The 13,475-nt window shown below is 64.2% G+C and carries 13 protein-coding genes; 3 read left to right on the forward strand and 10 right to left on the reverse strand.

All coding sequences use genetic code 11. From position 1 onward, the window contains the following. The 5 genes from AC2FM5_RS12090 to AC2FM5_RS12110 form a co-directional block, all read right to left on the reverse strand. Positions 1-317: DUF3833 family protein (locus tag AC2FM5_RS12090; protein WP_496735798.1), on the reverse strand; the 317-nt coding region annotated here is incomplete at its 3' end. Continuing rightward, complete coding sequence (locus AC2FM5_RS12095) at positions 314-931, reverse strand: DUF3833 domain-containing protein (RefSeq protein WP_496735800.1); 618 nt, start codon at positions 929-931, stop codon at positions 314-316. The genes AC2FM5_RS12090 and AC2FM5_RS12095, both read right to left, overlap by 4 nt. Next, on the reverse strand, positions 928-2,151 hold the full coding sequence (locus AC2FM5_RS12100) for an MFS transporter (protein WP_496735802.1): 1,224 nt from the start codon (positions 2,149-2,151) through the stop codon (positions 928-930). Before AC2FM5_RS12100 ends, AC2FM5_RS12095 begins: the two co-directional genes overlap by 4 nt. Beyond that, positions 2,151-2,687 carry a hypothetical protein gene (locus tag AC2FM5_RS12105; RefSeq protein WP_496735804.1) on the reverse strand — a complete coding sequence of 179 codons (537 nt, stop codon included), beginning with the start codon at positions 2,685-2,687 and terminating at the stop codon, positions 2,151-2,153. The genes AC2FM5_RS12100 and AC2FM5_RS12105 overlap by 1 nt, the downstream gene beginning before the upstream one ends. Beyond that, the gene (locus AC2FM5_RS12110; RefSeq protein WP_170440029.1) at positions 2,638-3,972 is read right to left on the reverse strand and encodes an NAD(P)/FAD-dependent oxidoreductase; all 1,335 of its coding nucleotides are present in this window, start codon (positions 3,970-3,972) and stop codon (positions 2,638-2,640) included. Before AC2FM5_RS12110 ends, AC2FM5_RS12105 begins: the two co-directional genes overlap by 50 nt. A 239-nt stretch (positions 3,973-4,211) precedes the next feature. Between AC2FM5_RS12110 and AC2FM5_RS12115 the strand changes: the two genes are divergently transcribed. Then, a complete protein-coding gene (locus AC2FM5_RS12115; protein WP_170360389.1) occupies positions 4,212-4,937 on the forward strand; it encodes an SDR family NAD(P)-dependent oxidoreductase in 726 nt (241 codons plus the stop codon). Positions 4,938-4,940: 3 nt separating this feature from the next. Here the strand turns inward: AC2FM5_RS12115 and AC2FM5_RS12120 are convergent, their stop codons facing one another. Both AC2FM5_RS12120 and AC2FM5_RS12125 read right to left on the reverse strand, forming a co-directional pair. Further along, entirely contained in the window at positions 4,941-6,593 is a 1,653-nt protein-coding gene (locus tag AC2FM5_RS12120) for a Y-family DNA polymerase (protein WP_496735807.1), read from the reverse strand. Positions 6,594-6,660: 67 nt separating this feature from the next. Continuing rightward, on the reverse strand, positions 6,661-6,948 hold the full coding sequence (locus AC2FM5_RS12125) for an I78 family peptidase inhibitor (RefSeq protein WP_170341819.1): 288 nt from the start codon (positions 6,946-6,948) through the stop codon (positions 6,661-6,663). A gap of 130 nt (positions 6,949-7,078) precedes the next feature. On the opposite strand from AC2FM5_RS12125, the gene AC2FM5_RS12130 reads away from it, so the two are divergent. Both AC2FM5_RS12130 and AC2FM5_RS12135 read left to right on the forward strand, forming a co-directional pair. Then, positions 7,079-8,191 carry an S-(hydroxymethyl)glutathione dehydrogenase/class III alcohol dehydrogenase gene (locus AC2FM5_RS12130; protein WP_170364051.1) on the forward strand — a complete coding sequence of 371 codons (1,113 nt, stop codon included), beginning with the start codon at positions 7,079-7,081 and terminating at the stop codon, positions 8,189-8,191. Positions 8,192-8,280: 89 nt separating this feature from the next. Next, positions 8,281-9,000: an NYN domain-containing protein gene (locus AC2FM5_RS12135; RefSeq protein WP_496735810.1), complete on the forward strand. Its 720-nt coding sequence runs from the start codon at positions 8,281-8,283 to the stop codon at positions 8,998-9,000. A gap of 8 nt (positions 9,001-9,008) precedes the next feature. On the opposite strand, the gene AC2FM5_RS12140 is transcribed toward AC2FM5_RS12135, so the two are convergent. The 3 genes from AC2FM5_RS12140 to AC2FM5_RS12150 all read right to left on the reverse strand — a co-directional run bounded on the left by AC2FM5_RS12140 (position 9,009) and on the right by AC2FM5_RS12150 (position 13,447). Continuing rightward, on the reverse strand, positions 9,009-9,947 hold the full coding sequence (locus AC2FM5_RS12140) for a DMT family transporter (RefSeq protein ID WP_170433682.1): 939 nt from the start codon (positions 9,945-9,947) through the stop codon (positions 9,009-9,011). Positions 9,948-10,062: 115 nt separating this feature from the next. Further along, a complete protein-coding gene (locus tag AC2FM5_RS12145; protein ID WP_170525603.1) occupies positions 10,063-10,476 on the reverse strand; it encodes a group III truncated hemoglobin in 414 nt (137 codons plus the stop codon). A gap of 16 nt (positions 10,477-10,492) precedes the next feature. Further along, entirely contained in the window at positions 10,493-13,447 is a 2,955-nt protein-coding gene (locus AC2FM5_RS12150) for an error-prone DNA polymerase (RefSeq protein WP_496735812.1), read from the reverse strand. Positions 13,448-13,475: the final 28 nt, after the last annotated feature.

The following is a 13,475-nucleotide window of genomic DNA, read 5'->3' on the forward strand; positions in this document are numbered from 1 at the left end:
GTGCCGGTCCAAGTATCCTCGCCGGTTTTGGTCAGGGTCCAGATGCGCTGTTCAGTGGCGCCGTCGTCATAGACGAAATCTTCGACCAAGGTCAGCGTCTGGCCGTCCCATGTCCCGTTGATGTCGACCGTGAACCGACGGGGGATGTTGCCTAGTACGTCCTGGAACTGCCCATAGGCCACGGTGTGGCCCGAAAAGAACTCTTCGAGGTTCAGCTGGCGGTCCGACAGAAAAGTGGTCGGAACTTTTGGTTTGAAGGCGCAAGCCGCCGTCAGCAGCAGGCAAGCGAAGGCCAGTCGTTTCATGAGACGGGTCATTGCAGGGTCCTCGGGTCGGCGGTGCAGGCATGACCGTTTGCGCCGGGCACATGCGCCGTCTTTTCTGACGGGGCGGGGCGCATCGTGGCGACCAGCTCGGCCACCTTCAGGCCGAACTTGCGCATCTCCGAGCGGTTCATGATCGCGCCGCTCTCGGTCAGGTACATCCAGTCGGTGACGTCCAGGGTATGGCCCCCGGCATCTTCGGGCAGAACGATGCGATAGGTCAGCCTGACCGTCGCGCCCGAGATCACGCCGCGGCCTTCGCCGACGATGTCGTCGGCGGTTGCGGTAAAGCTGTTGCCTGCGCCCATGGTCAGGTACCATTTTCGGTTCATCTGCTTACCGTTCGAATAGGTGAAATACTCGGTCAGAGTGCCAGAACTGCCGTTCCATTCCCCGATCATCCGCGCCACGAAGCTGTTCGACATCTTGCCAGTCGGGCCATAGATCAGCCCTTCGGACAGGATTTCCCCGTTCAGATTGTCCTTCAACGAGAAATCGGGGCCGGTTCCGGCATAGTCCGACGGCGATTGCGAGCGAAAGCTGAGAAGGCGGGCTTTGACCGTGATCAGGGCCAATACGGCCAGTGAGGCAATCAGGAGGAATGTCATTTTGCGGGTACCTCTGTAGGCAGCGTCAGGACCATTCCGAACGCGCCGAGTTTCAGGATGCAGGGCAGCACGGCATAGGCGAGGTTGAGCGTTTCCAACGCCTGCGCCGAATTCGCCTGACCGGGCACAAAGCCGCTGCGTTCCAGCAGCGGAAGGGTGAAGAATGCGGCCAGAGCCAGCCCCAGTTTGCCGGCGAAAGACCAGATGCCAAAGGCGGCCGAGGCATTCAGCCCCGCGCGTGTCAGCACCACCGAGAACATGGCCGGCAGCACCACCATGTCCGCCCCCAGCGCCGCCCCCGACGCCAGGCAGATCACCGCGAACCCGACCAGGTTGCCGGGCGCCAGCATGGCCGCGCCGACAAAGCCCAGAATGGCCAGCGGCATCGCAATGATCAGTGTCTGTTTCGGGCCAATCCGGTTGCTGAGCCGCGCCCAGAGCGGCACTGTGGCCCCGGCGCTGAGGAAGAACAGGATCAGCAGTGGCCCGGCCTTGCCCGGCAATTGTAGCCGGTCCTCGACGAAGAACAGGAACAGGGTCGAGGTGATCGCAACCGGCAGGCTGTTGACCAGCGCCAGTGCCAGCAGACGCAGGGCCCCGGCCTGACCCAGCCCGTCGAACGAAAGCCCCTGCCCGGTGATGGGCGCGCGCCGCCAGATCGGCAATGTCAGCACCATCGTGGCCACTGCCAGCCCGCCCAGAAACAGCCCGAAGGCCGGGTAGCCCTGCGCGCCCGCGCCCAGGGCCACGAACAGCGCCGGAGCACTGGCGGCCAGGACCACGCCGGCCAGTTGCCCGCCTTCACGAAAGGCGGCGAGGGTCATCAACTCGCGCGGCGTTGCCTGTTTGGCCAGCGTCGCGCTGCGACCATAAAGCAGGATGGTGCCTAGGCTGTAGGCGGAAAACAGCAGGATCAGGATCGCCACGAGGGCTCCGACGCTCGCCCCCTGCGGCAGTGAGAACAACAGTGGAAAACCGACCGCCAGACCCCCTGCGGCCAAGACGGCAAAACCCATCTGTGCGCCGGGCCAGCGGTCAATGGCCCAGCCGATCAGCGGGTCTTGCACCAGATCCACCAGCCGGATCAGCAGCAGAAACGTGCCGATCACGCCCAGGCCGATCCCGAGGTTCACCGCTGCGAAACGCGGCAGGTGGATGTAGAGCGGGATACCCGCCGCAGCAAGCATCAGCGCATAGAGGCTGACACGCAGATACAGCATCACTGACCCCGCAGCTGTCGCGTAAAGGCGGCGGACCGGGTGTTGTTGCCCAGGAAGATCGACATGAAACTGCGCTTGATCCCCGGATGGGACAGGGTGCAGGTCTTGCGCCCGTTGCGCCAGAACTCGATCGCGTCGGGGCCTTTGGTGACAGCTACATAGCTGTCACCGGCACCGACCGCCTGATAGCAGGTTTTCAGCTGCGCCTCGATCGGGGCGCTGTTGCCCTGCCGGGCCATCTCGTCCAGCGTGGAGTCGATCAGCGCCTTCTGCTTCAGCGATTTCCGATAGGTCAGCTTCAGCCCGAAATCCTGCGACCAGCTGAGCGGGCCGCCGCCTTTGGTGAACAGCTGCGCGTCGTAGATCGGCAGACCGAGGAACCGGAAGGTGGCAGTGCCACGCAGCTCGGCATCGGGCAGCAGGTTGGTGACGGGGGTGGCCGCAAGCCCGGCAGGGGCCAGCAGAACCAGGCTCAGGATCGCTGCGTTACGGGCTGGCCGTAACCGGGACAGCGACGCTTGGATCAGATATCGCATTTTCAGCTCCGTTGGTTTGCGGATCGCCGGTCAACAGCCCGACCACGTGCATCGCGCTGGCGATTCCGTCTTCGTGGAACCCGTGCCGGTTGTAGGCGCCGGCGAACCAGGTCCGGTTGCGGCCCTGCATCTCGCGGATCTGGCCCTGCGCTTTCAGCGCGGCCTTGTCGAACACCGGATGGGCGAATTCCACCTCGTCATAGATTTTGTCTGGCGCGATGTCGGAAGACGGGTTCAGGGTGACGAACAACGGGTCGCTTTCAGGGATGTTCTGCAACCGGTTCATCCAATAGGTCACGCCCACGTTGCCCGCCTGCGAGCGGTAGGTCCAGCTGGACCAGCAGGCGCGGCGGCGCGGCATCTGGCTGGGGTCGCAGTGCAAGACCGCGCGGTTGGGCTGATAGCGGATCGCGCCCAGCGCCGCGGCCTCGTCGGCGGTGGCGTTCTGGCCCAGAATGGCCAACGACTGGTCGGAATGGGTGGCCAGGATGATCTCGTCATACTGATCCGAGCGGCCCTGCGCCTGAACGGTCACGCCCAAGGCATCGCGTTCGACGTTAGAGACCGGCGCGCCCAGGCGGATGTCGCAACCCCGGCCGCGCAACGCGGATTCGATCCGGCGGACATATTCGATGCTGCCACCCTTTACCGTCCACCACTGGTGCTGGGCGCCGCGTTTGCTGGACAGCAAGGCGTGGTTGCGGAAGAACTGCACCAGCGACCGCGCCGGAAACTGATCGACGAACTCCACCGGAGTTGACCAGATCGCGCCGCACATCGGCATCAGGTAATTGTTGCGGAACCAGTGGCCCAGCCGCATCTGGTCAACCAGCTCACCAATCGTGGTGTCATCATCCCGGGCGGCCTCGGGCGCTTCTTTGCCAAAGCGCAGGATGTCGGCGATCATCTTGTAGTAGGAGGGCCGCACGAGGTTGCGCTTCTGCGCGGTGATGGTGCGCAGATTGTTCAGGCCATATTCGATGCGACCATTGTCGATGGTGGCGCCAAAGCTCATCTCGCTTTTGATGACCGGCACGTCCAACTCGCCAAACAGCTTGGTCAGGTAGGGATAGGTGGCGTAGTTGAAAACGATGAACCCGGTATCGACAGGTTGGTCGCCGTTGCGCCCGGCCATCACCGTGCGCGCATGTCCGCCCAGACGGGGTTCGGCCTCATACAGGGTGACGTCGTGACTTTCCGACAGGTAATAAGCCGCTGATAATCCTGAGATGCCTGCGCCTACAATTGCGATTTTTTTCCGTACGCCCCGGGTTTCGTCGAACATGCCATCCTCTTTATGCGACATTTTACAATAAGATACGCAGGGTAGGCCGGAGCGGATCAAATCCGGGCCATGTTTTTACATGTTTCCCGCTGATCGGCGGGCTGTGCGTCAGGATTGCATCAATCGCGTTTGCTGGTGATCCGAGGTATGCCCTTCCGCGTAATGAAAGGTGTTATGATCGAGACAACCCAACCCAAGACCGCGGCTGTTCACGCTTCGGCACATGTGAACCGCGCGGTATGAGTAGTTTTGACGGAAAAATCTATTGGATCATCGGCGCCAGCGAAGGGCTGGGCCGGGCGCTGGCCGAGGCCTTGGGCGGTCAGGGCGCGCACCTTGTGCTGTCCGCGCGTAGTGCCGAGCGGCTGGAGCAGATCTGCGCCGCGCTGCCCAATGCCCGTGCGGTACCGCTGGACGTGACCGATCTGGCGCAGGTGCGCCGCGCCGTGGCCGAGATCGGCCAAGTTGACGGTCTGGTCTACAACGCCGGGGCCTATGAGCCGATGCGCGCGCAGGACTGGCAGACCGAAGCCGCGCTGGCCATCAGCGACGTGAACTACTCAGGCGCGCTGCGGGTTCTGGGGGAAACCGTGCCGGCCATGGTGAAGGCGGGGCGTGGCGACATTACCCTGATCGGGTCGCTGGCGGGCTATCACGGACTGCCTGCGGCGATCGGGTACGGGTCCAGCAAGGCGGCGCTGATCTCGCTGGCCGAAACGATGCGGCATGACCTGGCCGGAACCGGGGTGACGGTGCGCATCGTCAATCCGGGGTTCATCAAGACCCGGCTGACCGACAAGAACAGCTTCAAGATGCCGATGCTGATGGAGCCCGAAGACGCCGCGCAGCGCGTGCTGCGCGCAATGGCGCGCCGGCGCTTCCGGACCGACTTTCCGGCGCCGTTCTCGTGGGTCATCCGGCTGATCGATTACCTTCCGGATATTCTGGTCTATCGTGGAAAATAGACTCTAACCAAGGCGCCCTTGGCAGAACCAGCCCGCCGACATGGTGCCGCCATGGCCGTAGAACAGCCACAGCCGCTCGCCCTGTTCAGTCACCACCACCCAGTAATCGCGCACGCCGCTGCGCCAGTTGGGGTCGTCCAGCCACCATTCCGGGGCGATCCGCTCCGGGCCGGTGGCCTGCGCCAGGTGCCAGTCGCGCCCGCGCCAGCGGAAATTGGCGGGCACATCGGGACGGTCGGGGGCCATCACCGGCTCGGGCCGCCACATCAGCAGGGGGCGCGGGCGCGGCGGGGCGGGCCAGTCGCGCGCCGGTTCCGACCAGGCCGCCGCCAGCGTCTGTGCGGTTTTCTCGGGGATGTGCGAGGCCGCCGGGTGCTGCCGCGTGATCGCCTCGAGCCCCACCCGCGCGCCCAGCTTTCCGATCAGATCGTCCAGCGCCGTGTTTCCTTCCAGCCGGTTGCGCACGGCGCGGCTGGCCTCGGCATGGCCGGTCAGGGTGCGGGCATGCACCGGCTCGGTCTGCACCGCCGCAAGGCGCAGCATGTCGATGCCATAGCCCGCATCGATCTGATCGATTTTCATCTCTAACAAAGGGCGAATGTGGTGTTTGTCATGGCTCGGCCGGGCCAGCCCGATCTCGATGATCTCGGCCGCCTGATCGGTGCGGTGCGCCTCGAGCCGCAGGGTCCGCGCCCCGCGCGCCTTTTCTTCCAGCCGCGCGCACAGGGTCGGCAGCATCCGGTCGATGGCGGCCATCACGTCCTCGGCCAAGCCGATCGGGTTGGGCAGGGTCATCCGCACCGCAAAGTGATGCGGGGGCCGCGCGGGCGAGACCGGCTCGGGCGCGCTGCCCATCGCCTGATCCAGCCGCAGAACCAGCCCGCGCCCGAACCGGCGGGCCAAACTGGCACGCGGCTGGCCCAGCAGGTCGCCGATCCGCCGCAGGCCCAGCCGGTTCAGCTGCGCCACGGTCTGGTCGTCCAGCCGCAGCGCGGCGATGGGCAGGGGGGCAAGCGCGCCATAGGCCTGCCCCGGCGGCGCGATCCTGGCTCCGCCGCCCACGGTCACCACCTGCGGCGCGGCGCCGCCCTTGGTCCAGTGCCGCCGCTTGCCAGCCCGGGCGCGGGTGGCGCGGGCCTCTTGGGAAATGGCGTCGCCATTGCGGTCGGACGTGGCCTCTTGCCCGGCATAGCGCGCCAGCGCCCAGGCCGCGCCCAGCGTGTCGGCGATGCCCATCTGCACGCTCAGCCCCATGTCGGCGCAGTCGGTCTCGATCACGTCCAGCAACGCCTCTTCCCCGCCGAACAGGTGGGCGCAGCCCGACAAATCGACGATCAGGCCGTCGGGTGCCTCTTCGGCGACCCAGGGGCTGAACTTGCCCGCCCAGCGGCGCAGCGCGGTCAGAAAGGCGGCCTCGGCCGGGGCGTTGCGAGGGCGGGTGACAAGGGCCGCGCACATGGCATGGGCATCGCGCACCGGCTGGCCCACGCGCAGACCGGCTGCTTGTGCCTCGGCATTCAGCGAGGTGATGACCTGCATGTTCGACTGTTCGGCCACCACCGCCAGCGGGCCTGTATGCAGGCCCCGCGCGGCACGGATCAGCCGTTCGGCCCCCAGACGGGGAAACCACAGCGAGAGTATTCGGCGTTTGGGCATCGGGCAGACATCAAAATGTTCTCATTTTGTTCTTATCCGAGAATCATACCTCGAGTCGAGTCCGCCCTTATCCGCAGGTCAGCCGCTGAATGACCCCGGCTCCGTTCACATAGACGTTCAGCCGGTCGATGCGGTAATCCTGCGTAGCTATGTCATCGGGGCCCAGAACGCGGCTCCGTTCCGGCAGGCTGGCCTGAATGGTCGAGACCGGTTGCCCCACGGACTGGGCAAAGGGTTCGCCCTTGCAGAAGGCCAGATCCACCGGGGCGGCATCCACCTCGGCAGAGCCCGGTTCGGGCAGGTCGGTTTCGGCGCAGGCGGCCAGGACGATCAGGATCGGGATGAACCGGTACATTGGCGCTCCTCTTTTCGGCAATGTCGTTTCTGAAATATCAAAAGCTTACAGAGACTGCCATGAAAGCGCAGTTGAAAACACCCTGTATTTGACGCAGGGTCGGGTCAAACAAGACAGGGAGACAAGCAACATGCGAACCCGTGCCGCCGTCGCCGTTCAGGCGGGCAAGCCCTTGGAAGTGATGGACGTGAACCTCGAAGGCCCCAAGGCGGGCGAGGTTCTGGTCGAGATCAAGGCCACCGGCATCTGCCATACCGACGAATTCACCCTGTCGGGCGCCGACCCCGAAGGCCTGTTTCCGGCCATTCTGGGCCACGAGGGCGCGGGCGTCGTGGTCGAGGTCGGCCCCGGCGTGACCAGCCTGAAGCCGGGCGATCACGTGATCCCGCTCTACACCCCCGAATGTCGCGAGTGCGAATACTGCCTGCACCCCAAGACCAACCTGTGCCAGGCCATCCGCGAGACGCAGGGCAAGGGTTTGATGCCCGACGGCACCTCGCGTTTCTCGACGCTGGATGGGGATCCGATCCTGCATTACATGGGATGCTCGACTTTCTCGAACCACACGGTTCTGCCCGAGATTGCACTGGCCAAGGTGCGCGAGGACGCGCCGTTCGACAAGATCTGCTATATCGGCTGTGGCGTGACCACCGGCATCGGCGCGGTGATCAACACCGCCAAGGTGGAAATCGGCAGCCGCGCCATCGTGTTCGGCCTGGGCGGCATCGGACTGAACGTGATCCAGGGTCTGCGTCTGGCCGGGGCTGATCAGATCGTCGGCGTCGACCTGAACCCCGCCAAGGTCGAGATGGCCAAAAAGTTCGGCATGACCGATTTCGTGAACCCCTCCGAGGTCGAGGGCGATCTTGTCCCCTATCTGGTGAACCTGACAAAGGGCGGAGCGGATTACACCTTTGACGCCACCGGCAACGTGCAGGTGATGCGCGCGGCGCTGGAATCGGCGCACAAGGGCTGGGGCGAATCGATCATCATCGGCGTGGCGCCCGCGGGGGCCGAGATCTCGACCCGTCCGTTCCAGCTGGTCACCGGACGGTCGTGGCGCGGCACCGCCTTCGGCGGCGCGCGAGGGCGCACGGACGTGCCCAAGATCGTCGACTGGTACATGGAAGGAAAGATCGAGATCGATCCGATGATCACTCACACCATGGGTCTGGACGATATCAACACCGGCTTCGACCTGATGCACAAGGGCGAAAGCATCCGGTCGGTGGTGGTTTACTGACAATCGGAAATTGCAAGGGCGGGGTTTATCCCGCCCTTTTTGTCGCATATCATAAGGACATTGATGAATATCTGAATAGAGAGATCAAATTGACCACTGAAGCAACGGAACGTTTGGCTGTTCTGATTGACGCCGATAACGTACCGGCAAAGTATGTTGCTGAGATTTTCGAAGAAGTTGCCATTTTGGGCGAGGCGAACATGCGCCGAATCTACGGAAACTTCTCAGGCGAAATGCCACAGGGTTGGAGCGTCGAGATACTTGCGAAGCATGCCATTATTCCGCAACTCCAACTTCCAAATACGACGCGCAAGAACGCTGGGGATATCGCACTTGTAATTGATGCGATGGACATCCTTCATTCAGGTCGTTTCAACGGGTTCGTACTAGTTTCTTCCGATAGTGACTTTACCCGTCTCGCTATCCGTGTTCGTGAACAGGGATTAAAAGTGTTCGGTATTGGTGAGAAAAAAGCTCCTAAGGCTTTTGTTCAAGCATGCAACCGATTTATTTACATCGAAAACATCAAAAAGGGTGAGCTCGGAAGCGGCGAGAAGGCAAAACGGGTTCAACCTGAAAAGGATGTGGATGATGCGTTCAAATTAATCCGGAAAGTCGTGCTCAACTCCGAGGAACCTGACGGATGGGCAGGTCTTGGCTGGGTTGGCAGCCAGCTCAGAATGAACAATACGGATTTTGACGTACGAGCCTATGGTTCCAAGCGGCTGAGCGACTTGGTGCGAGCCACCGGAAAGTTCGAGGAGCCAGGCGAAAACGGCGGCCTTAAGATCAGACTGAAGGATCAGTAGCCGCCGCGTTATGACCCCGGCCGTGCTGAGGCGCCGGTGTCAGAGCGCGGTGAACGCACGCGCAGAACCGGCTTATTCGGCGATACATTTGCGCGGCTTTCGCGCCAGACGACGAAGATGCCCGATGCGATGATGATCGCGGCCCCCACGGCCACCCATTTGTCGGGCTTTTCCCCAAAGAACACCGCGCCGAAAATCGTGGCCCAGATGATCTGGCTGTACTGGCTGGGGGCGACCACGCCTGCTGGTGCCGCGCGATAGGCCAGGATGATCAGGTGCTGGGCGATCACCGAAAACACGCCGACCAAGGCCATCATCGCCAAATGGATCAGCGAAGGCGGCTGATAGACCGCCGGTTGCGCAAGGCTCATGACCGCGATCGCCAGCAGCATCGGATACAGGATCAGCACTGCCGAGCGTTCCTCGTTTCCGATCTTGCGCACCAGCACGGATGCGAAGGCGCTGCAGAACGCGGCCGTCAGGGCGGCAAGGTGGCCCAGAGTGATCTCGGTCGCGCCGGGGCGCAGGACGATCAGCACTCCGATCAGGCCCACGCCCACCGCGGCCCAGCGTTGGGCGCGCACGACCTCGCCCAGAATCGGAATCGACAGGACGGTGACGATCAGCGGAAAGGAAAACAGCAGCGAATAGACCTCGGCCAGGGGCAGGACCGAAAAAGCGTAGAACGCACAGGACATCGACGTGACCATCAGCCCCGAGCGCAGCATCACCAGCCACGGGTGATGTGGCCGAAAATTGTCAGCGGTCCGGTCCGCGAGGATCGTGACCGCCATCGGCACAAAGGAGAACAGCGTGGCGAAAAAGATGATCTGCAGCACGGAATAGGTGCCGCCCAGCGTCTTGATCAGCGCGTCATGGGTGGCAAAGACGGCAAACCCGAGAAATGCAAAGCCAAGTCCCTGCAGGGTCGAGTTCTGTGTGCTCATCTGGCTGGTCCCGGGCGATTGGATGCTGTGGCAGGTGTCTGAGGCCTGATTAAACCCAATCGGCAGAGTCGGATAGCCCAAACTTTACCGCTAACATCCCTGCGGGGCCGGCCGTTCAGCGCAGGATCGGCGGAGCCCCGGCCGGTTGGCGGGCGGCCGCGACACCGGCCTGCATCCCCGCGCCGATGCGTCGGGCCAGCGCCACCCAGGGCGTGGCCGTTTCCGGGGGCAGGGTGCCGTGGGCGACCTCTTCGAACAGGTCCAGCCAATGGGCAAACATTTCGGGTTTCACGTCCGGACGCTCGATATGCACACGCTGCGGATTGCCGCTGTAGCCGCGCTCGTACAGGATGGCGTTGCGCCAGAAGGCGGCGATCCGGTCCTCATGCGCGGGCCAGTCGGTGACGTGGCGGTTGAAGATCGGGCCCAGCAGGGCGTCCTGCCGGACGCGGGCGTAGAATGCGGTGACCTGCGCCTGGATCTGGTCGGGCGTGGCTGGAAAACGCGGGGGCAGTACGGGCCGGGTCATGATCGGGGCTTTCGATTCAGGCTCTGTTCCGGGCAGATACCGCGTTTTTCGGCCCGGATGCAGGGGCGGAATTGTCGCGCTGCCCCGGCGTCAGCAGGTGCCGCAACAGGGCCACCGGGTGTGCCCGCAGGCTCAGGCGGGTGGCGACGTAATCCTCGACCACCTGCTCGCCCAGCGACATCTGCGGCAGATGGGCGGCGGGTTCGTCCAGCGCCTCGCCTTCCAGATCCTGCGCGAACAGGGGCAGGGGTTTGGCGGTGGCGATCGCCTTGGCCTGCCACAGCGCCTCGCGCCGGGTCAGGCCGCAGGCGGCAAAGGCATCGGCCTCGGCCAGACGCTCGATCACCGAGGGGCCAAGGCCCGCGCGGCGCCAGACGTCGTCAACCTGGTGGTAGCCGTTGCCGCGCGCGGCGGTCAGCCAACTGGCGTCCTCTTCGCTCAGGCCCTTGATCTGGCGAAAGCCCAGCCGCAGGGCCAGCCCGCCATGGCCGTCTGGCTCCATCACGTTGTCCCAGAAGCTGGCATTGATGCAGACCGGACGCACTTGCACGCCATGCTCGCGCGCATCGCGCACGATCTGGGCGGGGGCATAGAACCCCATTGGTTGCGAATTCAGCAGCGCGCAGGCAAAAATCCCCGGATGGTGGCACTTGATCCAGGCGCTGGCATAGACCAGCAGCGCAAAGCTGGCCGCATGGCTTTCGGGGAAGCCGTAGGAGCCGAACCCCTCGATCTGCGAGAAACAGCGCTCGGCAAATTCGGCGTCATAGCCGTTGCGCTGCATCCCGCGCAGGAACAGGGTGCGGAATTCGCTGACATTGCCGTGCTTCTTGAAGGTCGCCAGCGACCGCCGCAGCCGGTCGGCCTGTTCGGGGGTGAAGCCCGCGCCGACGATGGCGATCTGCATCGCCTGTTCCTGAAACAGCGGCACGCCCAGCGTCTTGCCTAGCACCTCGCCCAGCGCGTCCGAGGGGAAGCTGACCTCCTCCTCGCCGTTCCGACGCCGGATATAGGGATGCACCATGTCGCCCTGGATGGGGCCGGGGCGAATGATGGCGACCTCGATCACCAGATCATAGAAATTGCGCGGCCGCATCCGGGGCAGGAAGTTCATCTGAGCACGTGATTCCACCTGGAACACGCCCACCGAATCCGCGCGGCACAGCATGTCATAGACCGCCGGGTCCTCGGGCGGCAGGGTGGCGAGCGTGTAACTCGTCTGATGGTGCTGGGCGATCAGGTCGAAGGCCTTGCGGATGCAGGTCAGCATGCCAAGGCTCAGGACATCGACCTTGAGGATGCCCAGACTGTCGATGTCGTCCTTGTCCCAGCAGATGACCGTGCGGTCCTCCATCGTGGCGTTCTCGATGGGCACCAGCTCGTCCAGACGGCCCTCGGTGATGATGAACCCGCCCACATGCTGGGACAGGTGGCGGGGGAAGCCGTTGATCTGATGCACCAGTGTCAGAGTCTGTTTCAGGCGGCGGTCCTCGGGGTCGAGGCCGATTTCGCGCATCCGTTCCGCCTCGAGCCCTGCGGTCGAGAAGAACCCCCACAGCTGCGAGGACAGGGCGGAAATCGTGTCCTCGGTCAGGCCCATGGCGCGGCCCACCTCGCGGATGGCGCGCTTGCCGCGATAGTGGATCACCGTGGCGCACAGCCCCGCGCGGTGGCGGCCATAGCGTTCATAGATGTGCTGGATCACCTCTTCGCGGCGTTCATGTTCGAAATCCACGTCGATGTCGGGCGGCTCGTCCCGCGCCTCGGAGACGAAGCGTTCGAACACCATGGTGCCCATCTCGGGGCTGACCGAGGTGACGCCCAGGCAGTAGCAGACCACCGAATTGGCCGCCGAGCCGCGCCCCTGGCACAGGATCCCGCGACCGCGGGCGAAGTGCACGATGTCGCGGACGGTCAGGAAATAGGGCTCGTATTTCAGCTTGCCGATCAGGGTCAGCTCATGCGCCAGCATCGCCTTGACCTTTTCGGGCGCGCCGGCGGGATAGCGCCAGGCCAGCCCCTCATGCGCCAGACGGTGCAGGCGCTGGGCGGGGGTTTCGGTGCCGCTGACCTCGCTTGGGTATTCATAGCGCAGCTCGTCCAACGAGAAGGTGAGGTCCTGGCTGAGCGCATACGCACGGGCCACAGCGCCTTCATGCCCCTTGAAGATGCGCAGCATCTCGGGTTCCGAGCGCAGGCGCTGTTCGCCATTGGCCAGCGCGTGACGGCCCAGATCGTCCACCTTGCGGCGCAGCCGGATCGCGGTCAGCACATCGGCCAGCCGGCGGCGCGAGCCGTGATGCATCATCGGCGCGGCGCTGGCGATGGTGAGCAGGCCCAGATGGCGCGATTCAGTCTCTAACAAATGGAAAAACATCGAATCCGCCCCGTCATAGCGCGGATGCATCAGCAAATGCATGCGCCCGGCAAAGCGGCGCGTCAGCTGTTGCGCCTGTGTCCGCCATCCGCTCGCGCCGCCGGTCGGACGGCCCGCCTGTGGCCAGAGCAGCAGGTGGAGGCCGTCGGAAAACTCCAGCAGGTCGGACAGGTGCAGGATGCAGTCGCCCTTGGCCGCGCGCAGCCGTCCGGTGGACAGAAGGCGGCACAGGCTGGCCCAGCCCTGCCGGTTGAGGGGCAGGGCGGTGACGGGCGGGGCGTCGGTAAAGATCAGCCGCGCCGCCGGGATCAGGCGCGGCACCGCATGCACCGGGAACGAGGGCGGTTTCGGGATGTGATCGGGGCGGGGCGGGCCGATGGGCGTGTTCTGCTCCTCCCACGCGCGGCGCTCGCGCACCTTGCGGGCGATCTCGCGCGCCTGGGTATGGGCGCGGACGATGCCGGCCACCGAGTTGTCATCGGCGATGGCGATGGCGGGCAGGCCCAGGGTGACGGCGCGCTCCATGTACTCCTCGGGGTGCGAGGCCCCGGTGAGGAAGGTGAAGTTCGACGTGATCGACAGCTCGGCATACATGGCGATTCCACATTATATTCACGTTTTG

It is taken from the genome of Ruegeria sp. BHSA162, from assembly GCF_059613385.1.